22 protein-coding genes are annotated in these 24,451 nt (G+C 49.1%); 9 read left to right on the forward strand and 13 right to left on the reverse strand.

Going from position 1 to position 24,451, the window contains the following annotated elements; genetic code table 11:
- The coding region (locus tag CLV60_RS31125; RefSeq protein ID WP_146151629.1) for a Crp/Fnr family transcriptional regulator at positions 1 to 493 on the reverse strand (493 nt) is incomplete at its 3' end.
- A 65-nt stretch (positions 494 to 558) separates the two neighbouring features.
- Positions 559 to 2,664 carry an alpha-galactosidase gene (locus tag CLV60_RS31130; RefSeq protein ID WP_106599313.1) on the reverse strand — a complete coding sequence of 702 codons (2,106 nt, stop codon included), beginning with the start codon at positions 2,662 to 2,664 and terminating at the stop codon, positions 559 to 561.
- Between the two features lie 175 nt (positions 2,665 to 2,839).
- Between CLV60_RS31130 and gnd the strand changes: the two genes are divergently transcribed.
- The 5 genes from gnd to CLV60_RS31150 all read left to right on the forward strand — a co-directional run bounded on the left by gnd (position 2,840) and on the right by CLV60_RS31150 (position 7,678).
- Entirely contained in the window at positions 2,840 to 4,252 is a 1,413-nt protein-coding gene (gene gnd, locus CLV60_RS31135; RefSeq protein WP_106599314.1) for an NADP-dependent phosphogluconate dehydrogenase, read from the forward strand.
- Between the two features lie 12 nt (positions 4,253 to 4,264).
- Complete coding sequence (zwf, locus tag CLV60_RS31140; protein WP_106599315.1) at positions 4,265 to 5,770, forward strand: glucose-6-phosphate dehydrogenase; 1,506 nt, start codon at positions 4,265 to 4,267, stop codon at positions 5,768 to 5,770.
- Between the two features lie 3 nt (positions 5,771 to 5,773).
- A complete protein-coding gene (pgl, locus tag CLV60_RS31145) occupies positions 5,774 to 6,493 on the forward strand; it encodes a 6-phosphogluconolactonase (protein ID WP_106599316.1) in 720 nt (239 codons plus the stop codon).
- Between the two features lie 168 nt (positions 6,494 to 6,661).
- Positions 6,662 to 6,838, forward strand: a complete 177-nt coding sequence (locus tag CLV60_RS34410; RefSeq protein ID WP_170118916.1) for a hypothetical protein — start codon at positions 6,662 to 6,664, stop codon at positions 6,836 to 6,838.
- Between the two features lie 6 nt (positions 6,839 to 6,844).
- Entirely contained in the window at positions 6,845 to 7,678 is an 834-nt protein-coding gene (locus CLV60_RS31150) for an SPFH domain-containing protein (protein ID WP_106599317.1), read from the forward strand.
- Between the two features lie 34 nt (positions 7,679 to 7,712).
- On the opposite strand, the gene CLV60_RS31155 is transcribed toward CLV60_RS31150, so the two are convergent.
- The 9 genes from CLV60_RS31155 to CLV60_RS31195 form a co-directional block, all read right to left on the reverse strand.
- Positions 7,713 to 8,408: a hypothetical protein gene (locus tag CLV60_RS31155; RefSeq protein ID WP_106599318.1), complete on the reverse strand. Its 696-nt coding sequence runs from the start codon at positions 8,406 to 8,408 to the stop codon at positions 7,713 to 7,715.
- A 3-nt stretch (positions 8,409 to 8,411) separates the two neighbouring features.
- Positions 8,412 to 8,792, reverse strand: a complete 381-nt coding sequence (locus tag CLV60_RS31160) for a GntR family transcriptional regulator (RefSeq protein ID WP_106599319.1) — start codon at positions 8,790 to 8,792, stop codon at positions 8,412 to 8,414.
- Between the two features lie 12 nt (positions 8,793 to 8,804).
- Complete coding sequence (locus CLV60_RS31165; protein ID WP_106599320.1) at positions 8,805 to 9,617, reverse strand: hypothetical protein; 813 nt, start codon at positions 9,615 to 9,617, stop codon at positions 8,805 to 8,807.
- 20 nt (positions 9,618 to 9,637) lie between these two features.
- Positions 9,638 to 10,474: an ABC transporter ATP-binding protein gene (locus CLV60_RS31170; RefSeq protein WP_106599321.1), complete on the reverse strand. Its 837-nt coding sequence runs from the start codon at positions 10,472 to 10,474 to the stop codon at positions 9,638 to 9,640.
- A 118-nt stretch (positions 10,475 to 10,592) separates the two neighbouring features.
- Positions 10,593 to 11,192, reverse strand: a complete 600-nt coding sequence (locus CLV60_RS31175; protein ID WP_106599322.1) for a nucleotidyltransferase family protein — start codon at positions 11,190 to 11,192, stop codon at positions 10,593 to 10,595.
- Positions 11,193 to 11,198: 6 nt separating this feature from the next.
- A complete protein-coding gene (locus CLV60_RS31180) occupies positions 11,199 to 12,395 on the reverse strand; it encodes an XdhC family protein (RefSeq protein ID WP_106599323.1) in 1,197 nt (398 codons plus the stop codon).
- A complete protein-coding gene (locus CLV60_RS31185) occupies positions 12,361 to 13,539 on the reverse strand; it encodes a cysteine desulfurase family protein (RefSeq protein WP_106599324.1) in 1,179 nt (392 codons plus the stop codon). Before CLV60_RS31185 ends, CLV60_RS31180 begins: the two co-directional genes overlap by 35 nt.
- Positions 13,540 to 13,718: 179 nt before the next feature.
- Positions 13,719 to 14,648: a proton-conducting transporter transmembrane domain-containing protein gene (locus CLV60_RS31190; RefSeq protein ID WP_106599325.1), complete on the reverse strand. Its 930-nt coding sequence runs from the start codon at positions 14,646 to 14,648 to the stop codon at positions 13,719 to 13,721.
- A 51-nt stretch (positions 14,649 to 14,699) separates the two neighbouring features.
- Positions 14,700 to 16,361: a putative inorganic carbon transporter subunit DabA gene (locus CLV60_RS31195; protein WP_106599326.1), complete on the reverse strand. Its 1,662-nt coding sequence runs from the start codon at positions 16,359 to 16,361 to the stop codon at positions 14,700 to 14,702.
- Between the two features lie 224 nt (positions 16,362 to 16,585).
- Between CLV60_RS31195 and CLV60_RS31200 the strand changes: the two genes are divergently transcribed.
- Complete coding sequence (locus CLV60_RS31200; protein WP_106599327.1) at positions 16,586 to 17,221, forward strand: peroxiredoxin; 636 nt, start codon at positions 16,586 to 16,588, stop codon at positions 17,219 to 17,221.
- Positions 17,222 to 17,331: 110 nt separating this feature from the next.
- On the opposite strand, the gene CLV60_RS31205 is transcribed toward CLV60_RS31200, so the two are convergent.
- The gene (locus CLV60_RS31205) at positions 17,332 to 18,009 is read right to left on the reverse strand and encodes a DUF6962 family protein (RefSeq protein WP_229211214.1); all 678 of its coding nucleotides are present in this window, start codon (positions 18,007 to 18,009) and stop codon (positions 17,332 to 17,334) included.
- A gap of 383 nt (positions 18,010 to 18,392) precedes the next feature.
- Between CLV60_RS31205 and CLV60_RS31210 the strand changes: the two genes are divergently transcribed.
- Positions 18,393 to 20,882: a TonB-dependent receptor gene (locus tag CLV60_RS31210; RefSeq protein ID WP_106599329.1), complete on the forward strand. Its 2,490-nt coding sequence runs from the start codon at positions 18,393 to 18,395 to the stop codon at positions 20,880 to 20,882.
- A 163-nt stretch (positions 20,883 to 21,045) separates the two neighbouring features.
- Entirely contained in the window at positions 21,046 to 21,747 is a 702-nt protein-coding gene (locus tag CLV60_RS31215; RefSeq protein ID WP_106599330.1) for an MCP four helix bundle domain-containing protein, read from the forward strand.
- Positions 21,748 to 21,815: 68 nt separating this feature from the next.
- Here CLV60_RS31215 and CLV60_RS31220 read toward each other — a convergent pair whose 3' ends face one another.
- Complete coding sequence (locus tag CLV60_RS31220; RefSeq protein ID WP_106599331.1) at positions 21,816 to 22,367, reverse strand: hypothetical protein; 552 nt, start codon at positions 22,365 to 22,367, stop codon at positions 21,816 to 21,818.
- Positions 22,368 to 22,608: 241 nt separating this feature from the next.
- Here CLV60_RS31220 and htpG point away from each other — a divergent pair, with 241 nt between their 5' ends.
- Positions 22,609 to 24,438, forward strand: a complete 1,830-nt coding sequence (gene htpG, locus CLV60_RS31225) for a molecular chaperone HtpG (protein WP_106599332.1) — start codon at positions 22,609 to 22,611, stop codon at positions 24,436 to 24,438.
- Positions 24,439 to 24,451 lie beyond the last annotated feature (13 nt).

A 24,451-nucleotide genomic window follows, 5' to 3' on the forward strand; every position in this document is an offset into this window, starting at 1 on the left:
AACTGCTTCTGCAGCTTTTTTCTGCCACCGGCCGCCAGACAATTAGGTGGTCAATTTGCCACGGAATCAGGTGGTCAACTTCTCCGAAATACCCAGATTTAATGTAGAAATGATAAATTCCGCGGTGCTGGAAAGCTAATTCCTCAAAAGCGCTTTTGGGAAACAGGAGCAGCTGTGTATCCATCACCGCTTCGATATTGTACTTGGTTTCCCTCTCTTCATCGTAAAATTCGGGAATCCCAACAATGATAGGGTGTTCTTTCTCGGAAATGAGAAAAACATTGTTTTCGGTGCCTTCATCGGAGTCAAAATACCAGCGGAGCAAACCGGCGGTCAGGACGAAGACGTGATCGAACTTCGCCCCGGACTCGACAAGTTTGGATTTTTTGGCTAGAACTATCGGCCTGCATATTTCAGATAAAGCCGTCCGCTCCTGGTCAGTTAGATGCTGAAATGGTGCTGAGCTTTCTAATAGTCCTGGTGGAACTGCCATTTTTCTGATGTCTGTTTAAGGCCGGATATTCATTTGTTTGGACTGATAGTTACCATGGAGTGCGGTTATTGACGTACTTTCTCGATCCCTAAAACCACCGCATCAAACTGATTGTCAATGTCGATGTGAATTCCCTTTTCAAGTAACTCCTTTCCGCTGAAAACTCCCCGGTCTTTTCCATCTTCCGGGGAAAAGAGCCGGTACTTGCTGCCAGGCTCCCCAAATGGAAATGCAAAGGTGCGTGCGTTTTCAACTGACCCGTTCCTGAAAAAGAACAACACACCACCCTGTTTCTCTTTGTTGAATTTATAAACACCATCCCAATTACTCATGGTTGGCCGTTGAAAAATATCAGAAACGTACGAGAATCGGGTAAACTGATACTTCTGATCCATCATTTTGAACCAGGTATTCCATTTCAGGTACCAGGGTTTCAAGTCGGCCGGAAGTTTACGGCTGTCGCCTACGAGTATCGGTTTGACAGACGCAAGCGATAGGAATGTATATTTGGAATAGGGCGAATCCATAAACTGGTTGCCGATCAGGTTCGTTGCCGTTGGAATGGCGCGGCTACGGTCGAAGGCCATTTGGCGAATATTGATGGGGCCGACGGGTGCGTCGTCGTCATAGTTGGTGAGCCAGTCGTAGTCGGCATGTTCTATCAGGGCGTAGTCATTGATATAATATTCGCCCCACACTTCGTAGGTGCAGTCGACGAGCAGATCGGGAAATGCTTTGTGCAGGTCGTCAAAAAGCTGTAATGCCTTTTCGTAGATGGCATAATAAGAGCTTTCGCGGTCTTTGTAACCTTTGCCTTCGGATTTGTAATCGCCTTTTTGGGAATAGTCGAGAACGTATGCCGAGTTGGCGATCGCCAGGTCCAGCTTAATGTAGGCAAGGTCGTTTTCGCGCACGTGACGTTTGATTTTTTCCAAGATGTAATCGTAGTAACCCGACGCCAGTGACATGGTAACCCGGTTCTTCATTTCTTCGTGGAGATAGGCCGGCTCACCATTTTTGTCGTACACCGACCATTCGGGGTGTTCTTTATATAGCTTGCTGCTTTTGTCAACGGACCCAAGGCTCATCCAGAGGCCGGCTTTCATGCCGCGTTTCCGGATGTGATCGGTAATCGGTTTCAGGCCGTTCGGAAAGCGTTGCGGATGCGGTTCCCAGTCGCCATAGTTGTTTTCCCAACCGGCATCCATGATGAAAAGGTCGGTGCCGGTGCCTTCGAGGCCGTCGGCCAGCTGGGTTACAAGCGTGTCATTGATATTGGTGTAAAAAGGGCGCCAGGTGTTGTAGAATGTAAAAGGGATTTCTTCCCGCTCGAAAAGCTTCACGCCCAGGCGTGTACGTATGAAGTCCGCGAAGTGGCCTTCGAATGCGTCTTCCCACTTCTGCGATTTCACGAGGCAGATGAAAGCTCGGGGGCTGTCAAACTTTTCTCCCGGTTCGATCCATTTTTTAAACGGATAATGGTCCGTGAGGCTGGTCATGCCGATGGAAATGCGGTGATGATCGGTATATACTTCCGTCTTTTTGAGAATACTGGGCGCTTCGTTGCCAAGGATAAAGCCTTCTTTTACATAGTTATTGTAAACAAAAATGGCCGCATCGTGGTGATCGCCGTGGTAGGGCCGCCAGGCGAAGCGGGAGCCGTAATTGGTGTATAGCTCACTTTGCTGGGAGGAAACGGGCACGAGGTTTAGCCGCTCCACTTCCAGATCGGCGATGGCGATGGGTTTGGTGCTTTTGTTGGTAATGCTGATTTGCTTTCGTACAACAGGCAGCTCGTCGTAGACTTCGTAGGCCAAATCTACTATTACGTTTTCCGCACTGGTCCCCGACTTCCCGGTCAGCTGTACCATTATTTTCTGGATTCCGTCGGCCGTCCTGCCCGATGTGTGTTTGACGTATTTGAATAGCCCATTCGCACCATTGCCACTCGCGGGTGTACCATTAATTGTAAAATAAAACTCCTCCGAGCCAGGGCGACTGTAATCTTTGTTCGTCAGAAGATGCTGGAAACGGGATGTGTAGAAAGAATTATCACCGATGGTGAATTTTCTTTCCAGGAAGCGGTTTTTAATAACAAGCGAGTCTTGCGAAAACGCATTGCACGACGAGAGGATCACCAGCAGGGCGATCCGTAGAATTTTGTAGTACATAGTAATGTGTATAGTAAATAATGACTATTTGACTAACTATGAAATGACCATAGTATGGGTGAATTTAATAAAATATCGAGAAGAATTTAAATTTTAAATAGAATGTCAACAAAGATGTAAGCTGGTCTTTGAAAAACCCTGATATTGCAGCTTCTTAATTCAAGACGTTTAATCTATGTCACAGAACTTATTCGATTTTGGAATGATCGGACTGGGCGTAATGGGAAGAAACCTGTTACTGAACATGGCCGATCATGGTTTCTCTGTAATCGGTTTCGATAAGGACGAAACTAAAAATTCCGCTCTGGAATCCAGTGCCACCCCGGGCACAACTGTTAAGGGCGTTTCGGAACTTGCCCAGATGATCCAGCTGTTGCAACGCCCCCGCAAGGTAATGATGCTGGTGCCAGCCGGTCAGCCGGTCGACGATGTGATTGCATCCCTGTTACCGCTTCTTGAAAAAGGCGACGTTATCATTGACGGAGGAAACTCTCATTATACAGATACGCTCCGCCGCGTGAAATACCTCCGTGAGAAGGACATCCATTTCATGGGAATTGGTGTTTCGGGTGGTGAAAAAGGTGCCCGTACCGGTCCGAGCATTATGCCGGGAGGCGATAAAGAGGCTTATGCGCACGTACAGCCCATGCTGGAAGCGATTGCAGCCAAGGTAAATGGCGAGCCTTGTGTAGCATACCTCGGTAAAGAAGGGGCCGGTCACTATGTCAAAATGGTGCATAACGGCATCGAATATGCGATCATGCAGCTCATCAGCGAATCGTACGCGATCCTGAAAAAGGCCGGTTTGAGCAATGAGCAACTCCACGAAGTATTCAAAAGCTGGAACGAAGGCGATTTGCAATCATTCCTGGTGGAAATCACCGCCGATATTTTCCTGCAAAAGGATGACAAGACGGCTGCCCATTTGGTGGATGTGATTTCTGATAAGGCTGGTTCGAAAGGAACCGGTAAATGGACTTCGCAAGACTCGATGGAGCTGCCTGTGGCCGTTCCGGTGATCGATACCGCGGTGGCGATGCGTACACTCTCCGGTTATAAGGATGAGCGAGTGGTGGCCGCCGAATTGTACGGTGCAAGTAGTGCGATTTCGGAAGAAACCCAGGTGCTGATCCAGCAGGTGCACGACGCATTGTACTTTGCCACCATCCTGGCTTACGCACAAGGCCTTGCAATGTTGTTCCAGGCTTCGAAAGACCTGCAAATGGAGATTCCATTGACGGACGTAGTGAGCGTTTGGAGAGGCGGTTGCATTATCCGTTCGTCGCTCCTCGGCGTGTTTACGAGCGCCTACAAGCAAACCCCGGAATTGTCCAATATCCTGTTGAACCAAGAGGTTGCCGCATTGGTTAAGTCTGTGGAAGGTAATACGCGTTCGCTGATCGCATTTGCCGCCCAGTCGGGCATCCCGGCTGCTGCTTTGATGTCGTCGCTGGCATACTTCGACGCTTACAAAACAGCGTACATGCCTACGAACCTGATCCAGGCGCAACGTGACTACTTTGGCGCGCATACGTACCAACGTACCGATATCCCAGGTACATTCCACACAGAATGGGGTCAACAATAAATCAGAAATTTTATGCAAAGCAATAAACGTCCCCCTGCCTCGGTACTCTTCATCTTCGGAGGAAGCGGGGACCTCAACTACCGGAAACTCACGCCCGCTCTCTATAACTTGTTTTTGGACAACTGGATGCCCGATCAGTTTGCGATCGCGGGTATCGGCCGGAGTGCTTATTCCAATGAAAAATACCATGAGCATTTGCTCGACGGCGTAACGAAATTCTCGCGCCGCAAGGGTAAACAAAATGGCCACTGGACGGATTTTACACAGCACGTTTCCTACCTGCAAATGGACGGAGACGACGCGGAAGCTTACCACAAGATCACCGACCTCGTTAAGGAAAAAGAAGAGGAGTGGGGCGTACATCCCAATGTGATCTTCTACCTGGCGGTAGCGCCTCAGCTGGTTCCTTCGATTGCTCAGAAACTGGGCGCATTGAAGATTTGCGGCGAGAAAAGCACTACCCGCATTGTAGTTGAAAAGCCATTCGGGCATGACCTGGAAAGCGCTCACGAACTGAATTTGCTGCTTTCGAGCATGTTTGCCGAGGAGCAGATTTTCCGTATCGACCACTACCTGGGCAAAGAAACGGTTCAAAACATTCTTGCGTTGCGTTTCGCCAACGCATTGTTCGAGCCGCTCTGGAATCGTAATTATATCGACCACATTCAGATCACAGCTGCGGAAGCGGTAGGTCTGGAAGGACGCGGCGGCTATTTCGAGCACGCGGGTGCATTGCGCGACATGGTGCAGAACCATATCCTGCAAATCCTGTGTATGATCGCGATGGAACCGCCGGTATCGTTCGATGCGAATGAGATCCGTAATAAAAAGGTGGATGTGCTGAATGCGATCCGCCGTATTACCAAAGAACAGGTACACGATTTCGCCGTTCGCGGACAGTATTCGGGTGGCTGGAAAAAGGGTGAGAAAGTAGTCGGTTACCGTCAGGAAGAGGGTGTGAACCCGCAGTCGAATATCGATACATTCGCGGCTGTGAAGTTTTACATCGACAACTGGCGCTGGCAGGGAGTTCCTTTCTACGTTCGCACCGGTAAATACCTGAACCAGAAAGCGACCCACATTACATTGCATTTCAAACAGGCGCCGCATTATGCATTCCCGCCGGAATCCGCTGAAACTTGGAGATCTAACCGTCTGACTATCAGTATTCAGCCGAATATGGACATCAGTATCCGTTTCCAGGCCAAGCGCCCGGGGCAGACGATGATGCTCGATCCGGTGGATATGACTTTCGATTACGACGCAGCAGGCGAACACGCACCAGAGGCGTACGAAACGCTGCTTCTGGACGTCATGGAAGGTGACGCGACGCTGTTTATGCGTAACGACCAGGTGGATGCTGCGTGGAGAGTGATCATGCCGATCCTCGAAGCATGGGAAAACCGTCCGCCGCAGGACTTCCCGAATTATGCACCCGACTCATGGGGGCCCGACGCCGCCGATGCACTCATCGCCCGCGACGGACATACATGGCTCAACCTGCCTCCAACCCCGTAAGCTATGGAGCTGCATATCGAGAAGGATACCAAAGCATTAAGTGCCAGCCTTGCTGAATGGATTAATAATTACATTCAGCAAGTGCTTGCTAAACAGGACCGTTTCACATTCGTATTGTCAGGCGGAAGCACGCCGAAGGCATTGTACGCATTGCTGGCGGAATCGCCCTACAAAGAGTCGATTCCCTGGGAGAAACTTCATTTTTTCTGGGGCGACGAGCGTGCGGTACCGTTTGAGGATTCGCGGAATAATGCCAAAATGTGCTATGACGAATTGCTGGATAAAGTGCCTGTGAAGGCTGAAAACATCCACATCATGCGCACGGACATTACGCCCGAGGAGTCGGCCACCGAGTACGAAAAAATTGTGAATATTTATTTTGAAGGTTCGGAAACTACTTTCGACTTCGTATTGCTTGGTATGGGGGATGATGGTCACACATTATCGCTTTTTCCAGGCACAGAGGTAATTCACGAGCAGCATGCGCTTGCTACCTCATTCTTTTTGCAAGCCCAGGACATGTATCGCATTACCCTCACGGCTCCGGTGGTGAACAATGCCGCTTGCGTGGCGTTCCTGGCGGCTGGCGCGGGTAAGGCCGAGGTTTTGAAGCAGGTATTGAAAGGAGAGCGGAATGTAGACCAATACCCATCCCAGATCATCCAGCCCGCAAAAGGGCAATTGCACTGGTTTGTGGACGAGGCTGCGGCTGCGCTGCTTTAATATCTATATTGTTATTCCAAATGCTGCGAAGCGCGCCGATCCGTCGGCGCGCTTCGTGCTGTTTATGGGGTTTTTGAAGCGTTCAACAATGTGCAGCACCATTAGATAAAATCTAACGGCCCTTCGTTCAATAGCGTATTAATTTTACGCAAAACAAACCTCACTCACATGATGCACATTCTGAAAATCGCGGCGGTTATCATTGTGGTAACTTACGCGCTCCGGCTCGTCAACGCCCAGTCCGATTGGCTCGTTTTCGCCGGCCTGGCCATTATCGGGCTGTCTTTTTACTTCCTATATATTGTCCTGGGACAAATTGTAAACCAATTGAAATCTAAACTGTAATCGAATATGAAGCGAAACATTATTATTGGAATTCTGACAGTTATCGTATTGATCATGTCGTTGGCGATACAGCCATTTTCGTTCGAAAACATTGATGCAGGTAACGTCGGTATACGTATTAACCTGTACGGAAGCGAAAAAGGCGTTGACAATATCACATTGGTAACCGGCCGCGTCTGGTACAACTCGTGGACGACCAAGATCGTAGAGTTTCCAACTTATACTCAGAGTGTTGATTATGAATCATTTGTGATTACTACCAAAGACGCTGCCGAGTTCAAAGTCGATCCAAAATTGAACTACCACATCAATCCCGACAAAGTACCTCAGATTTACCGCCAATACAGACGACCGTTAGCGGAAATCCAGCAAGGGTTTATGAAAAACACCATTTACGATGCTTACCGCATTGTGGCCAACTCTTTTACATCGGATAGCGTGATGTCGAATCGTGAAGTATTCGAAGACCGTGTGCAGAATGTGTTGACCAAAACTTTGGGCAAAGACGGCTTCGTGTACGACCAGCTGACTTCGGCCATTACCCCTCCGCCATCACTCCGCCAGATGATCGACGAAAAGAACGCCTCTATTCAGGCCCGTTTGAAAGCCGAGAACCAGGCTAAGCAAGCGGAAGCCGAAGCGAAAGTCCTCATCGCCCGCGCGGAAGGGCAGGCGAAGGCCACATTGATCAAAGCCAGGGCGGAGGCGGAAGCCAACCAATTGAGGCAAAAAACATTGACACCGCTGCTCATTCAGCAGGAATGGGTCGCGAAATGGAATGGTATTTTGCCAACGACCAATGCGGGTGGGAGTACTAGTTTGATGTTGGGGATTAAGTAATCCAGCGTTTGCAAAATCATACTGGCCCCGGGGATCACCTCGGGGTTATTTTGTTTTCTTTCATCAATTTTTTGAGCATGCTTCCCGGCAGGCTAATGTAAGCGGAGCTGTCTATCACAGCGTTGACATCGTTGAAAATGTCTTTTTCTGTATTCAAAGTGCTGTGGTCGAGAATATCGATATCGGCTTTTTCAACCCGGTTACCAGGGGTAAGTTTAAGGTAGCCATAATCTGAAATAGTGGCTTTTAGCTTGTGGATAGTGCTATTTTGTATTACCAATGCATCGCCATTTTGCCTCACAACCAGGTCATCGAACTTATAATTGTTTACCCTGCTTTGGATCTTATCCGAAATGATGCCTTCCAATTTAGGTGCGATGATGTAGATCGAAGGTGCCAAAAAGGAGGCATCTCTTCCTATGTACCCCTGGTTCCAATCCGGTTTGTAGGTGAGGATCAATGTATCGCCTGAGTTTTTATAGTCCAGGTATTTAGGCAGAGTGATCATTCTGATCTCCGCCTTCGGGCCGTGCTGTATCTCAGTCAGTCCAAATCCTTTTCCTTGAAGATGAACATACTTGAATGCACCGACAGGGTGTTTCGAAAATCCATGAAACTTATCGTCTTTGTCAATTTTGTCAAACTGCTTTTTCAGGATAAAATTAGACGATAGCGTTACCAGAAAGAATATGGATATTGTGATGGCTAGTAAGATATTGCTGGTTTTCATGGCTTACTTGGTTAACGGATACATTTCTTCAATGAATTTCTGATACAGGGTGTGCAGCTCCTGGATACCGATGTCGAGCAGGTAGAGGTTTTTAAAAACTTCTGGTAGCTCGGTGGTAAGGAAACGCTCCTTGCGATAGGCAAGAATTTTATTATTTGCTTGGTCGTCGGCCGAATAGCCGATGCCGCGTTTGTTGAATATGATCTCTTTGTTTTGAAGAAATTCATAAGTGCGCATGACCGTATTCGGGTTCACCTCCATCATAGTCGCGAGGTCCCTCACCGACGGTATTCGCTCGCCTGGCGGCCATTTCCCGAGTAGAATCTGCTCGCAGATGTAGTCGGCGATTTGCAGGTAAATGGCTTGTTTATCTTTAAATTCCATAGTTGATTCAAATTAAATCTCCCGCTCCTTCATCTGGTAGTAAGCGCAAATCCATAGCATAACAGCTAACCAAACTGCAAATGCCTGGGCGGCATAATGCATCGAATCCGGAAATGTAATGTGATAAAAGCCCGCAATATATTTGGGGCGCGTCATTCCTTCTTCGGGATAAAACCACATTTTCCAACCTGCCAACGGAAATGCGGTAATTTTGTTCGGCCTGGTTGCAAAATTCACGGCCAGGAGAAAGTTGAGGTACGTCAGCAGCGAAGCGAACGCGATCGTAGCGACGGCCGTTTTGATGTATGCATACTTTTTAAAATAGATGGAACCCAGGAATACGAGTGCCTGGATCACCAGGTACATACAAACAGTGTAATCGAAGAAATCCCTCGGGATGTATTTGTAGGTATCCGATTTTGACGGTAAAAGCGTGTTGGCATAATCAGTTGTCCAGTAATGAAATTGCCAGAAGAAGATCAGGAACGGAATTACGAATGCCAGGTTGAGCAGCAGCGAGCTCAAAAACTTTTCGATGCGGGATGCCGGGATCATTAATGCTGCAATGCCGCTGCCCTGGCTGGAATATTGCGCAAAAGCACCGCTTGTGTACAGGCTACCGCCAAAGAGCACAACCATGAACAATCCCGCGAAATGCATAATAGAGCGGAAATTGCTGTACTCGTTTGATAATGTAATAGGTACCATTAGTGCGAGCAAGCTGAAAACAAGCACGCCGGCCATCATCAGGTAGTTACGGCCTTTCTCTGCCGCGTCAAATCGCAGCATCAGTACAAATCTGTGAATATCAAATGTCTGGTTCATAGGAAAGATTATTTTCATGGCTAATAGGCGAATATCTGGCTGATCCGCTGGGGATTCTCAATCACCGCATTGAACAAATGTTCGAGATCAACGCGGCTTTCTTCCTGTGTGGAATTTTCGAAAACGGCTTTGTAGCCTCTTAATGAAGGCTCCGAATAGAGCACGCGGTTGTCGTACTCGATGCTGGGCAGCGTGCCGAAACACAGGCGTTCGGAAATGGTGTCGAGGCTGTGCTTGATGAGTATTTTGCTGTCTTCGAGGATAATAATGGCGTCGATGAGGTTGTCGAGATCGCGGACCTGGTGGGTGGAGATCAGAATCAGTCGATCCTTGTCCAGTGCCGACGATACCAACCTCCGGAACTGACTTTTCGAAGGAATATCAAGGCCGTTGGTAGGCTCATCCATGATCAGCAGGCGTGTGTTGGTGGCTAATGCAAATGCGATCAGCACCTTTTTCTTCTGGCCATACGACATGCCGGTCAGCTTGTTGCCCTGTGGGATGTCGAGTTCTGCAATGTAAGCGCGGAAAAGCTGTTCATCGAATTTCGGGTAAAACGGCGCCATGAGACTCAGGTACTTGTCGACTGTCACAGAGGGAAGGTAAATCTCTTCGGGTAAGAAGAAAACGTCCTGCAAAAACGCCGGCTGCCGTTTGCGCGGTTCGAAACCGGCGACTTCGATGCGTCCTGAGGTAGGGAATAGCAGGCCCGCCATATTGCGTAGCAAACTGGATTTCCCGGCGCCGTTTTTGCCAAGCAAGCCGTAGATATGCCCGGCTTCCAGATGCAGATCGAGGTTTTCAAACAATTTATTACGCTTTCCGTACCCAAAAGAAACCTGGTTAAGGTGAATCATGGCTCAATTGTTTTAGTGTATTAGTTAAATAGTACACTGCAAATGTAACTAATGATTTGATAATCGCAACAGCGCGCTCAAAATAATTTTGAGAAGAAGTTAGAAACTAGGGGAAAGGCTAAACGCCGGAAATCAGCCGCTTATAATCTTCCTGCGTGTCAATATCGATGCGGCCTTCCGGAAATGCGTATGCGGAAACGTCGTCGGGGAAACGTTTGAAGAGTTTTTTTGCCCCTTCGGCGCCGGTAAGTTGGAGTATAGCGGGGAAGTAGGAGGTGCTAAAAAGCGCAGGAGTGCCGAGGGCGTCGCTGTACTGCGAAGCGGCAATACCTTTTCCGGATTTTTCGAAAACTTGAATTAATGCGCGGAAAGTTTCGGAAGTAACAAACGGCTGGTCACTTACTGCTAAAATCGAACCTATAATCTGCGGATTGTACGATTGCAGCGCATGAATGCCGGTTTTAACAGAGGCAGACATGCCTTCCTGCCAATCGGCATTGAATGCGAACTGGCACGGCAGGCCATCCAATGCATGTTCAATCAATCCGGAATTGGAACCTGTGACGACCATTGTGTTGCGCCCGACAATTTCCACAGCCGCTTCCACAATATGGCGGATCAGGCTTTTGCCTTGAAACTGCAACAACTGCTTGGGCTCGCCGAGCCGCGAAGAATTGCCTGCGGCCAGGATAATGATGCCATATTCGTCGCGTGGCATGGGGGATCAGTTTGTAATGGTCTGAACGGCGCAGAGAAAATCTTCCTTTTCATCACGGGTATAATCCACGTGCTGGCTGGCGCGGTTGTGGATTGGTTCCAGTTTTTCGCGCAGTGAGAATCCGACCCGCTTGCCTAGCACCGCTTTAATCTCCGCCAATATCGACAATGCAATTTCCTCCGAAGTTTCCGCACCGATATCGAGCCCAACCGGCCCATATACCTTAGCCTTTTGCTCGTTTGTAATCACCATTCCCTCGCCTTCCAGCTCAGTGTACATGCGTTCGAGCTTCTTTTTAGGGCCTAATGCGCCTACATACCGGCATGTGTCGACGGTGAGCAATTGTTTTAAGAGGGCCAGATCGTAATTGTAGTTGTGCGTCATCAGCACGACAAAAGTCCGCTCATCGACCGTGATGTGTTTCAAAACATCCTCAGCGCGCGATACCAGCACTTTTCCCGCTTTGGGAAATCGCTGACGGGTAGCGTGGCCTGTCCGCCCATCGACGATCGTAATGTCCCAGCCCAGTACGCTGGCCATTTCGGTGAGCGGGATCGTATCATTGCCCGCGCCGGCGATAACCAGGGAAGGAGGCGTGTTGAAATACTCGATAAAACCGGTCAACGATTTGTGATCGAATGATTTGAAGAGTGAATCGTTTCGCTGGTATGCTGCCTGCGTTTCGGAGAGCAGCTGATCGTACATATCCTGCTCGGTACAACTGCACGTTACCAGGTCGTCGGTTTGCAAATGCAGGAAACACGTCCCTGGTTGCGCGCCCGTGCGGGAATGCAGGGAAAACAATGTTACCAGGACCGCATTTTGCCTCTTGGCCGACACCTTTTTCAAGAGCTCCACCGGGTTATCGGCATCGTCCGTTTGAATGGGTTCAAACAGAATATGGACAATCCCGTTGCAGCCGAGCTGAACGCCCAATGTGGTGTCGTTTTCGTCGGTGGTGTCATAGGTTACCAGCTTGTTTTTCTGCTGGGAAATGGCCAGTAATGCCTTTCGCAATGCATCGCCTTCGAGGCATCCGCCGCTGATGGCGCCGGTAAGCTGGCCGTCGTCGGTCACGAGCATGCGCGCACCCGGCCGCCTGTACGAGGAGCCCTCTACATGCACGACGGTCGCGAGCGCCATGCGCTTGCCAGTGGTCAATGCCTGCTCATACGACCGGATGATGTCCGTGATCTCTTTCATGGCGATGTTGTTTTACAATCTTTGAAATAACAGAAACAGCATGGTTTACGTGCTCTTCCGTGGAGAATCTCCCGAAGCTGAAACGGAACGAGTTATGGATGCGCTCGTCGGAAAAACCCATCGCTTTCAGTACATAGCTGGGTTCCAGCGTAGCGGAGGTACATGCCGAGCTGCGCGAAAATGCCAGGTCGCTCCCCGCTTCGAATATCAGTTTTTCTCCGTCTACCTGCCCGAATGAGATGTTGGTACAATGCGGGAGCCTGCGTGCGTCCTCTGCATTGATCTCGATGTCTTGCAGTACGAGCAATTCCACTTCAAATGCATTCCGGAGCGCGGCAACGCGTTTGCTCTCACGCGCCATTTCCGCACCGGCAATCTCACAGGCCCAGCCAAGCCCGACAATGCCGGGGACATTCAGCGTGCCGCTGCGCATATTCCGCTCATGGCCACCGCCGTCAATCTGGGCGGTTAATGTTACGACGGGGTTTTTCTTGCGGACATACAATGCACCTACACCTTTGGGGCCGTAGATTTTGTGCGCACTTAATGCCAGCAGATCGATTCCGTCATTCTGAACATTCACCGGGATTTTGCCGACAGCCTGCGTAGCGTCGGACAGGAAAGGAATATGATGCTTTTTAGCGATACCAGCTATTTCCCGAACCGGCTGGAGTACGCCGGTTTCGTTATTGGCATACATGATTGCAATGAGAATGGTATGGGCAGTAATGGCATTTTCAAGATCCGTGAGGCTGATCAGCCCATTTACGTCGACAGGCAGGTAGGTAACACTGCCGCCGAGGCGCTCGATATGCTTGCATGTATCGAGCACTGCCTTGTGCTCGGTGCACACCGTGATGATATGCTTTTCCGGTTGTTCGGAATTTTCAAAAATGCCTTTAATGGCAAGGTTGATCGCCTCCGTCGCACCGGACGTGAAAACGATTTCCTGCGGATGCGCGCCGATGAGGTTTGCGATCTGCTCACGCGCGATGTCCACCGATTCTTCGGCCTCCCAGCCATAGGAATGCGTGCGGCTTGCTGCATTCCCGAACCTGTCGGAGAAATAGGGGAGCATCTCCTGCAAAACCCTCGGGTCCACAGGGGTGGTCGCGTTATTATCCAGGTAGACAGGTAATTTCAAGGGTAAAGGTTGGTTTTTATTTAAAAAAGCAAAACGGACAGGCTTAGTTCAAATTAAACAAAAAACCATCTCATTTTAAACATGAGATGGTTTCCGAAACTTAAACGAACAGGTTAACTATAATTATGAAAATCGGTATTCAGTTTGATGACTTGATTAGTGGGTTAACATAAATGGTGTCATGGTCTAAGGTACTTCGAAAGGCGGGCATACAAGCCCCATTCCTTCGTGTAGAGCGTATAAATGGTATATTTCAGCTTTTTGGGCAGCCGGTCTTCCCATGTTTTTTTACTTAAACGAACTCTTTCTCCTACGCCCGCAGGCACAAGCGCAGGCGGAACCAGTAGCCGGTACGCGTCCAGGAATGCATTTGCTGCGACATGTATGAGTGCCAGGCTTTTAAATCCGGCAGCTACTTCGATAAAAATGAGTCCGGTATGCGCCATCGAAACGTAGGCAATGCGCCGTTTCACCGACGATTGAACCCTCGCAAACCCCGCCGCCATTATGGCCGCCCCCAACCCGAGCACTCCAATGAGCACCCGTATGGAAAGCTGGTGTTCCCAAAACGGGTAGGAGCGTAGCAACAGGAACACGCCCATTTGCACCGTAAGTGTCGCCAACAGAATCGCACTTGCTGTCGTGGAATGTTGCAGTGCCTGCGGCAGCCATGAGGAAAACGGTAACTGCGACGATTGCATGGAAGCTGTTATCAACAATAGGAATGAGATTACCGCTGCGTTTTCCCGCCCGAGGTGGTGGCTTGCCCACATGGCAAGGAGCAAGCCCACGTCACCTAAGCGATATATAAAGAAGGCTTTCGCCGGAATGCCTTGCCAACCGCTCCTGAAATCGCGGTGGAGGATCATGAGCAGAAATGAGGCAATGCCCATGATCTCCCATCCGAAGAGCAACGATTTTAAACCACTGGAAAAAATGGCTAGTCCGTAACCCATATCAAAAAGCACAACCGCACATACGAAACGAGGCCAATGCATATGCCCACGCAATGTTCTACGGCCACTCCACACAGCAAGAAGCGTCATGGACAATCCGATGGTCAGATAGGCCAACGTCGCACCGTCAAAATGGAAATCACTCCAAAACATATACACATTCAAAAAAGCTATCGACGACCGGTATTAATCAGCAATGCGGCTTCACCAATCACCAGCCACCGATAGCGAATATTTTGATCGATGGTAGCCGGATTTATAGCTTACCATTTCACCGTTTTTTAAGACCCGGAGTTCACGGGTGACCGGGTCGATCACGACCAGGCGTATCCATTCATTCATAATCCACCGTCCGACGGATCGCCGCCCGACGGATCGCCGCCCGGCAGTACCTTGTGAATGCGAGGCATTCAGCCGGTCGATCACTCTCCATACCGTTTCCGGGAACTGCTCCACAATGCATAGCAGGCGCATCGGTTCCAACCCTTCGGTCAGCTCGGTTGGCAATCCTGTCCGCAAGTCTCCGCGGGCGCCGTCGGCCACACCGAACAGACCGATTATCTCATCCGTGAGGGCATTGCCCGCATCTGAGTTTGCATGCCCTGTACGCGAGAAAAGGTACTCAAGGTTTTCGGCACCGAGCGCGGGTACCACGGTTTCGAGGATCTTTTCCAGTTCCTCTCCGTCCCGGTCGAGCGAGAAGTCGTAGCTGTTCAGGTGCGCCCGGTGACCAGGCGGAATGTTCCGTGCTGTCGATGGCCTGCCGATCATGCAAAGGGTGTCAGGCGCGCTCGCGTAAGCCATTCCCGCAACGTATCCGCTATCCTCATTTGGCGAATTCCGGCATAACCCGGCTAGTATCTCCTCATAATAACTCCATTCTACGGCTTCCTGCCAGATTGCCAGTACTTCGCTTTTTTCACTGGCGGGAACCGGGTCAAACAAATCGTCGGGGCGAGTCGTCAGATGCGAAGCGAGCGGCTCCCAATGCTTGCCCAGGCGAGCGTCCAGCACATCGATTTCCAGGAGCAGTTCGAAGACGATCAATTCCCGGAGAGTAACACTGCTACCATTGGGCAGGCTGTTCCGGCCGCTTTCCAGCGTCGCTACCAGGCCCGACCAACCCCGGTGGGCAAATTGCTGGTCGAACAGGTATTGCCTGAAAAGTGCCTCATCGCCGACAACAATGGCTAGCAAGTCGCCGATTGAAGGGCTGGTCTGCAAAAGCAGCTTACGAGCCCGGGGCGTATTGAATGCGCTGATAAAGCTGTTCGTCTCCATTTCGCGCATGGAATCGAGAAAGCTTTGTCCGCGTACCGGGAATGACCAGTCGGAAACGCCGTGATCGAGAAAGTTGCCTAAAATGCGGAACAATCTCGGATGTACACGGGCATCCGGATCTGTGTTGTACTGCTTTTGCCAGTAGGCCCTTAACCGGCCTATCCGTGGTGCGGCTTCGGCATCCGCCGGATACTTCTTCATCAGCACTTTGTCCTGCCACTCAAAGGTTTTCGCGGCACCTTTCTTCTCTACCAGCACTTTTTCCAGAACATCGGGTTTCACTCTTTTGGAATTGTAAAGCGAACGGTACTCTTCCAGGGAAAGCGAAGTTTTGTAGCCCAGCATTTCGGACGCGTGCCGTAGTGCGTCATGAAAGTGGAAGTCCTGAAAAGCCTCCAACGGATTCCGGCGGGTAAATGCTCTTCCGGGTAACAATGCCGGCAAAAATTGCCTCAACTCATGCAGTACCACGTGTTCGTCGAAAGAGTTGTTCCGGGCTGTCATGTGCAGGAGCAGATAGCGTTTTACAAAGTCTTTTTGCCGACCGGCCGGGCGCTGAACCCATCTCCGGTTTTCGTTTCTCAAAGGAGCCAAACAGCAATTAAAACGCAATTAAACGAGCCTTAAAATGCGGTTAAAATTGGTTAAAATGAAGATTATCAGCTGCTAATGCCGGGCCAGTAAAAGCGGTTTGCCGTTGGATTTATTAATGGAAGAAATGGGCCGTTAAATGAAACTATTTCTTTAATTTTGTGTTCTACTCTACAATGTTAGTAGATTAATGTTTCATTCTTTAAACCTTCACCATTATGTCACTTCGATTAGGAGATATCGCACCGGACTTTGAAGCAAATACCACGCAAGGCCCCATTAAATTCCACGAATGGCTGGGAGATAGCTGGGGATTGCTGTTCTCGCACCCCGCTGACTTTACTCCCGTTTGTACAACCGAATTGGGTAAAACGGCCCTTTTGAAAGGTGAGTTTGAGAAACGCAATGTGAAAGTACTCGCCGTGAGCGTCGACGACCTGGACTCGCACCACCGCTGGATCCCGGATATCAACGAAGTAAACGATACCGAAGTGAACTTCCCGATCATCGCCGACGAAGGGCGCCAGGTAGCGCAACTGTATGACATGATCCACCCGAACGCGAGCGAAAAAGCAACTGTGCGCTCGGTGTTTGTGATCGGTCCGGACAAGAAGATCAAACTGACCCTGACTTACCCTGCATCCACAGGCCGTAACTTCAACGAAATCCTGCGTGTAGTGGATTCTTTGCAACTGACAGCCAACTATTCGGTAGCCACGCCGGCCGACTGGAAAGATGGCGAAGACGTGATCGTGGTACCCGCGGTGAGCACCGAAGATGCGCAGAAGAAGTTTACAAAAGGCTTGAATATCGTGAAGCCGTATTTGCGCTACACGCCACAGCCGAATAAGTGAGTTTTTGATGGCCGACGACTGACCGCCGACCGCCGAGTGCCTGAAAAAGCGGATGTCCGATGAACGGGCATCCGCTTTTTCATATTGATACAATGATCGGCGGTCGGTCGTCAGTGGTCGGCAGTCAAATCCCCCTCAATAACCTCCTCCGGCACGATCTTCTCCTCTCCATAAAACGTCATATGCCGTGCGCCCTGGTAGTAGAACCAAATCGAGAGCGACATCGGGATATGCGCGATATCGTTGTAATTGAACCAATCTCCGAAGCTGAATTTCAGTGCATGGAATCCCGCGGCTATCGCCCCCATGAGCGTGGCGAGGAAGATATTCTTGCTGCCGGGATCCTTTTTCTTTTTGTAAACATAAATCTCGATCATGAAGAGCATCAGGAACAGTCCATAGAATGCGTGCACTTCCACAACCCTGAAATCGAGCGTAATGAATGTGAGTACGAAGAATATTGTGAGCTCGACGTAGTTCAGCCAGCCCAGGATGAGGCCATTGCGCTGATGCAGCAGCGGCTTGATATGCCATATTGCCGCGCGTTCGAACAACGCCACGGCGATCATACTCGCGAACCAGCCTGGTATTTTACCGACCTTGCCTGTGAGGTACAGGAAGCCATGTCCCAGAATTCCGCCGATAGCCGTTGCGATGGCCATGAAAAGGAAGAAATACTGGATTTGCTTATACATGCGATGCGCACGCCCGAGTTTGTTGAGATGGAAAAAAGCGTAGATACACACAGCGGTCATCATCAGGCTCGACAGCACAGTCGACGGCTCCATAATGGTTATTCCGAATAAATTGATCTGGTGGACTTTGCTAAAATCTATGACGACATCATTCATGAACAGAAGAGTATGTTAGCTTATTGCGGGCGTTGCCGCTTGGTATTCGAACCTCAAAAGTACGCACAAATAGGGCAGCAATCTGCATGATCGCTGTATAGAATGCCCTCTCCACCAAAATTGTACCACAAACAGGGCCCGACGGCTTTTGCCACGGGAGTTGTACACCGTTTTCGGTTTGGTATCCTGAAAGTGCCGATTCGCAGATGAAAACGGGGTGGCTATCTATTATCAAATAATAAATACAAAGTATGTTTTTCCTTTGTATTGAGAATTGTATTTAAGTAGGATAGCGGCGAAAGCACCCTCTTTGAAAACTTATGGAAACCATGAAGAATCCCTTACTATCAGCAGTCAGATTTGTCGTTTTGACCCTGTTTCTGGCTATTGCAGCCAACCAATCCTTCGCGCAAGCTCCTACGCAGGGCAACTCCAAAATTTCCGGAATTGTACTCGATTCAGCCGCAGCGAAAGGCGTGGAGTTTGCCAGTATTGCATTATTCAATGTCGCTGATAACAAGGCGATTGACGGTACCACCGCTGACGAGACCGGCAAGTTCGCCATTTCGAAAGTGGCGCCGGGTTCGTATAAACTGATGATTTCCTTCATTGGCTACCAGGACAAGGCCGTGAATGTGAAAGTGGAAAAAGGCAAGGACGTGGAGCTGGGATCGATTCAGCTGGCTTCGAGCGTGCAGAATTTGCAGGAGGTGACCATTACCGGTGAAAAGTCGCTGATCGAAGAGAAGGTTGACAGAATGGTTTTCAATGCGGAAAAGGATATTACCTCCAAAGGTGGCGATGCTTCGGACCTGCTGCGGAAGGTGCCCATGCTTTCGGTAGACCTGGATGGTAATGTGTCGCTGCGCGGAAGCTCGAATATCAAGGTTTTGATCAATAATAAACCTTCTACCATTATCGCGGCTAACGTAGCCGATGCCTTGAAGCAGATTCCGGCGGATATGATCAAGTCGGTGGAGGTAATCACTTCGCCTTCGGCTAAATACGATGCGGAGGGCTCAGGCGGTATTATCAATATCATTACCAAAAAGAATAACCTGCAAGGCCTGACGCTGAATATCGATTCGGGCGTGGGTAACCGGGGTTCGAACCTGGGCCTGAATGGAAGCTACCGCAAAGGCAAGATGGGTTTCACGCTGGGTGGTTTTGGCCGTGCATTCTATAACAAGGCTACATCGGTGCTCGATCAGACGACGTATTCAGGTAACAATTCATTTTTGACTAACCAAAGTTCGACTGCGAAAGACAGAGGCTTGTTCGGGCAGTATTCACTGGGCTGGGATTATGATTTGGGTAAAAACCAGGCATTATCCGCAGGCTTGCGCTATGGAACGCGGAACTTTCTTCAAAAGCAGGATCTGACCATCAATCAATACGAAAACAGCATCCTTAATAACAGCTCGCTGCGAAAGGTGGATCGCAAAGATCTTTCGGGAACCGTTGATTTCAATATCGATTACATCCGTACATTCAAGCCGCAGCAGGAGTGGAGTATTTCTACCTTGTACAGCCGCACCGGCCTGACCAACAACTTCAATACCGACATCCTGAATGAATCCGGTGCGGTAGACAGCAAGCTTAAAAACGAAAACAAAAACCAGAACTCTGAACTGACGCTCCAAACGGATTACCAGACGCCGCTGGGCAAAAACCAATTGCTGGAATTCGGGGCGAAAGGGATTTTCAGAACTGTGGATAGCGATTTTAAATACCTTACGGCCGGAGAATCTGGGAATTTTGTGTTGAGCAGTACCAATCCGTCCGGTGTTTTGAACTATAAGCAGAATGTAGCAGCAGGGTATTTCTCCTACACACTTTCTACCAAAAATAAATACACATTCAAGCTGGGTACCCGCTATGAATACACGGGAATTACCGCCGACATGGGGGACAACAAGCCTATCGACATTCCTGCATACGGAAACCTGGTGCCTAGCATCAACGTGTCGAAGGCGCTCTCGGGCAGCACTACTTTGAAAGCGGCTTACAACCGACGCATTCAACGCCCGGGTATTCAGCAGCTGAACCCGAACGTGAACCTCTCGAACCCGCAGAGCATCAGCACCGGTAATCCGGCTTTGAGCCCTGAACTGACGGACAACTTTGAGCTCGGATTGAGTACCAACATTAAGAAGACTTATATCAATGCATCGGTTTTCGCACGGCAGACCAACAACTCTATCACGCAAGTGCGCATGGCCGTGGATACCCTGCAGGGCGCGATTGTGACCACTTATGAAAACATTGGCAAGCAACGCGCATATGGTGCGAATATCTTCGCAAACGTGTACCTGACGCCCAAATGGACGCTGAACGGAAGCGTCGACATCCTGCATTCGTACCTCGAAGGCCAAACAACCGGCCTGGATGGTACTTCGGTAGGCATCAGTAACTCCGGTTTTAACTATGGCGGACGGTTGATGTCGCAGATTTCGCTGCGAAATGGCTGGGGATTGCAGGCATTCGGTTTCTACCGTGGCAAGGAGATCCAGTTGCAGGGGACGCGCACCGGCTTCTACATGTACTCCCTAGGGTTCAAAAAGGATATTGCTAACAAGAAAGGCAGCATTGGTTTCGGCGCGGAGAACTTCCTGACGAAAGGAGTGCGGTTCACGTCCGACCTGACTTCGCCGCAGTTCGTGCAAACCGGCACTACACAGCTTTACAACCGCAACTTCAAGATAACGTTCAGCTATTCCATTGGTAAGATGAGCTTCAATGCACCTAAGAAGAAAACCAAGTCGGTTAACAATACGGATGTTGTAGGAGGCGGCGGCCAGCAAAACTAGATTTGCGATGCTGTTGCCGTAGCGCAGGGGCTTTGGCCTCTGCGCTTTTTTTGTGTGTACATTGCGAAACAGATATTACACAGCGCACTTTTTCGTTAATATAAAAAGATATTTTTGTATTTTCTAAATACATTGATACCTTGGGAATGTTAATCATCAATCCATGAAGTGGTCATTTGTTATTCAGCAGAAGGTTAAAGCTGCGTTTTTGTTGGGAGGGATCATGGCATTGATCGTTGGCGGAACATTAATTTCCCGTTATAATGTGGAAGGGATCGACGAATCGTTCTCATCCATTTACAAAGACCGCCTCGTTCCGGCAACCACGATTTTGTATCTCACGGAAAATCTGTACCGGAAGCGTCTTTCGCTTGAAAATTACCTCTATTCGGAAGCGCAGCAGCCGCCCGCGCACGTGAAGGCGTTGCTGCGCGCGCACGACCGCAGCATCGATTCGCTGATCCGGTTGTTTGAAAAGACGTACCTGGTGGACGAGGAAGCGAAAAGTCTCGAAGGGTTCAAAAATCAGATAGGGCAATACGCCAGGCTGGAAAGCCAGGTGCTTGCATTGTGTGCGGCCGGATCGTTTGCCGAGGCGAAGCAATTGTTTTCAGCACCGGGCAACACAACTTTCGAAAGCACGATTTTGAACCTGAATGAGCTGGCGGGTATTCAGTCGACGATCGGGAAAGACCTGGTGAAGGCGTCGAAAGTGAATGTGGCAAGCTTTGGTATCATCTCCTTTCTGCAAATCTCCCTTGCGATCATAACAGGCCTGGTGGTGATTGTGCTGATCCGTAACTCGCAGATCATCCAGAAGCCCAGGACGAACAGCAATAAAAGCCAATATTTTAACCTAAACTGATAAAGGAACGCTCAAAAAATAAAAGGTCGGGGTTTCCCGACCTTTTATTTTTTATGAATGACAATGAATTACTGGTTCACTTTACGTCCTTTCAATGTCTCTCTCTGGTTTTTAACCTGTTTCAACAAATCCTTTTTCACAAAAAGACGAGCACCATTACCGCCTTGCAGGTCGAAAGTGCGCTCTTTATAATCGAATTTGTTGTTGGGAAGCACGTCGAGGAAGTAGTTCTGGCCGCTTAGGTTGAACTTCATGCCCTTCGTATCCTGCTGGGTATCGTCCCACGAAACGTTGACCGTGCCATCGCCGGTACTTAATGCAACGCCCGGTGTGAATGGCAGTACATTGATCGTTTGAATGCTTTTTCCGTTACTCATCGTGATTTGTCCTTCCGGATTTACCTTGATATCGTTCGGATCGGTAACCTCGCGACGGATGTTGATGGACTTATCGTTGAAGAACTGGACTTTCGTGAGAGAAATATTGGCAGCTTCCAGATCGCGACGAAGGTCTTCGGTAAAAACAGTGTAATTCGAAAGAGGAACGGAGTTCATGGTGGTGCAGGCAGAGAACCCGCTGATAAAGAATACTCCTACAAAAAGTTTTTTAATCAGATTCATGTCAGAAATTGGTGTTCGGCGGAACTGGTTTGGTGATTTTAGTTGAGTTGTTTACCGGTCGCAATATTAGTAAAAAAGCCTTTCACATACCAGCCGATTGAGCTTTCGTACCACTGGGTAGGGGAGTACTGACAATGTGTCAGCCGGTATGCGTTTTGATTGTAATTGGAACGCATATTTTTGGCGCGTATTGCAAAGGGAAATTACATTCTTAAAATATAAAACAAACGATAGCATAACTATGGAATCAGTGATTCAGGAAAAAGGGAATTTGAGCATTCATACCGAGAATATCTTTCCGATTATCAAGAAATTCCTTTATTCGGACCACGAAATCTTTTTGAGGGAGCTCGTTTCCAATGCGGTGGACGCGTCGCAGAAGATCAAAAAGCTGGCTTCCTACGGCGAATACAATGGCGAGCTCGGCGATTTGAAAGTGGTTGTCAAGCTGGACAAAGATGCCAAAACGATCACGATCAGTGACAACGGTATCGGTATGACAGCCGACGAGATCAAAAAATACATTAACCAGATCGCATTCTCCGGCGCTACCGAGTTTGTAGAAAAATATAAAGATAAAGGCGAGGGCGACAAAGGTATTATCGGTCACTTCGGTCTGGGTTTCTACTCGGCTTACATGGTGGCCCAGAATGTGGAAATCATTACCAAGTCCTACAAGGAAGGATCTGAACCTGTTCGCTGGGAATGCGACGGTTCGACGGAGTTTGAAATTTCTTCCGTAGAAAAAGAAGAGCGTGGAACGGACATTATCCTGCACGTGGCGGAAGATTCCGAAGAATTCCTGGACGAGCATCGCCTGCGTGGTATCCTGGAAAAATACGGCAAGTTCCTGCCGATCGAAATCGAGTTTGAGGACAAGGTGATCAACAACCCAAGCCCGATCTGGACAAAAAGCCCGTCTGACCTGAAAGACGAAGATTACCTCGCGTTCTACAAAGAGCTTTACCCATTCGGTGAAGACCCGCTTTTCTGGATCCATTTGAATGTGGATTATCCATTCAACCTGACCGGTGTGTTGTATTTCCCGAAGCTTCGTAACGATTTCTCAGGGCAGCGCGAGAAAATCCAGCTTTACAGCCGCCAGGTGTTTATTACCGACGAGGTGAAGGACATCGTTCCCGACTTCCTGCAACTGCTGCATGGTGTGATCGACTCGCCGGATATTCCGTTGAACGTATCGCGCAGCTACCTGCAAGCGGATGGTAATGTGAAGAAAATCAACGGATACATTACGCGCAAAGTGGCTGACAAGCTGCTGGAAATCTTCAAAAACGACCGCGAGGGCTTTGAGAAGAAGTTCGATGATATCGGTCTGTTCGTGAAGTATGGCATTATCAGTGACGATAAATTCTATGAGAAAGCGAAGGATTTTTGCTTGTTGAAAAACACCGACGGTAAATACTTTACTTTCGAAGAGTACCGTGAACATATCAAGGAAAACCAGACCGACAAGAATGAGTCACTCGTTTGGTTGTACACTACCGACGAGAAAAAACAGGATGCATTCATCCAATCAGCCAAAAAGCGTAGCTACGATGTGCTCGTGCTGAACAGCATGATCGATTCACACTTTATCAATGCGTTGGAGCAGAAGCTGGAAAAGATCAGCATCAAACGTGTCGATGCCGATACATTGGATAAATTGGTAGAGAAAGAAATGAAGCTGGAAAGCATTCTTTCTTCCGACGACCAGGAAAAGGTGAAGAAGGTATTCGAAGGCGTTTCGGAAAACAAAACGGCGCACATTCAGGTAGAAGCTATGCCGGTTGACGAACTGCCGGTTGTGATTACATTTCCCGAATTCATGCGCCGTATGACCGACATGCAGGCATCTTCGGGTCAGCGTTCGATGTTTGGTGATATGCCTTTGATGTACACGGTTTCGTTGAACTCCAACCACCCGCTGATCGGTAAAATCGCAGGTTCGGAGAATGAAGATGAGCAGAAATCGCTGGCTAAGCAGGTTTACGACCTCGCGTTGCTGTCACAAGGAATGCTTTCGGGTAATGACCTCACTCAGTTTATCCAAAGGACTGTCAGTACTTTGTGATAGAGATTAATAT

This window comes from Dyadobacter jiangsuensis (assembly GCF_003014695.1).
GTDB lineage: Bacteria > Bacteroidota > Bacteroidia > Cytophagales > Spirosomataceae > Dyadobacter > Dyadobacter jiangsuensis.

Coding starts and splice junctions, on each gene's coding strand:
- CLV60_RS31150 (WP_106599317.1), top strand. CDS start 6,845: ATGAAGCGAAACATTATTATTGGAATTCTGACAGTTATCGTATTGATC.
- htpG (WP_106599332.1), top strand. CDS start 22,609: ATGGAATCAGTGATTCAGGAAAAAGGGAATTTGAGCATTCATACCGAG.
- CLV60_RS31165 (WP_106599320.1), bottom strand. CDS start 9,617: ATGAACCAGACATTTGATATTCACAGATTTGTACTGATGCTGCGATTT.
- CLV60_RS31160 (WP_106599319.1), bottom strand. CDS start 8,792: ATGGAATTTAAAGATAAACAAGCCATTTACCTGCAAATCGCCGACTAC.
- CLV60_RS31170 (WP_106599321.1), bottom strand. CDS start 10,474: ATGATTCACCTTAACCAGGTTTCTTTTGGGTACGGAAAGCGTAATAAA.
- zwf (WP_106599315.1), top strand. CDS start 4,265: ATGCAAAGCAATAAACGTCCCCCTGCCTCGGTACTCTTCATCTTCGGA.
- CLV60_RS31220 (WP_106599331.1), bottom strand. CDS start 22,367: ATGAATCTGATTAAAAAACTTTTTGTAGGAGTATTCTTTATCAGCGGG.
- CLV60_RS31200 (WP_106599327.1), top strand. CDS start 16,586: ATGTCACTTCGATTAGGAGATATCGCACCGGACTTTGAAGCAAATACC.
- pgl (WP_106599316.1), top strand. CDS start 5,774: ATGGAGCTGCATATCGAGAAGGATACCAAAGCATTAAGTGCCAGCCTT.
- gnd (WP_106599314.1), top strand. CDS start 2,840: ATGTCACAGAACTTATTCGATTTTGGAATGATCGGACTGGGCGTAATG.
- CLV60_RS31180 (WP_106599323.1), bottom strand. CDS start 12,395: ATGAAAGAGATCACGGACATCATCCGGTCGTATGAGCAGGCATTGACC.
- CLV60_RS31215 (WP_106599330.1), top strand. CDS start 21,046: ATGAAGTGGTCATTTGTTATTCAGCAGAAGGTTAAAGCTGCGTTTTTG.
- CLV60_RS31190 (WP_106599325.1), bottom strand. CDS start 14,648: ATGTTTTGGAGTGATTTCCATTTTGACGGTGCGACGTTGGCCTATCTG.
- CLV60_RS31130 (WP_106599313.1), bottom strand. CDS start 2,664: ATGTACTACAAAATTCTACGGATCGCCCTGCTGGTGATCCTCTCGTCG.
- CLV60_RS31205 (WP_229211214.1), bottom strand. CDS start 18,009: ATGGAGCCGTCGACTGTGCTGTCGAGCCTGATGATGACCGCTGTGTGT.
- CLV60_RS31175 (WP_106599322.1), bottom strand. CDS start 11,192: ATGCCACGCGACGAATATGGCATCATTATCCTGGCCGCAGGCAATTCT.
- CLV60_RS31210 (WP_106599329.1), top strand. CDS start 18,393: ATGGAAACCATGAAGAATCCCTTACTATCAGCAGTCAGATTTGTCGTT.
- CLV60_RS34410 (WP_170118916.1), top strand. CDS start 6,662: ATGATGCACATTCTGAAAATCGCGGCGGTTATCATTGTGGTAACTTAC.
- CLV60_RS31155 (WP_106599318.1), bottom strand. CDS start 8,408: ATGAAAACCAGCAATATCTTACTAGCCATCACAATATCCATATTCTTT.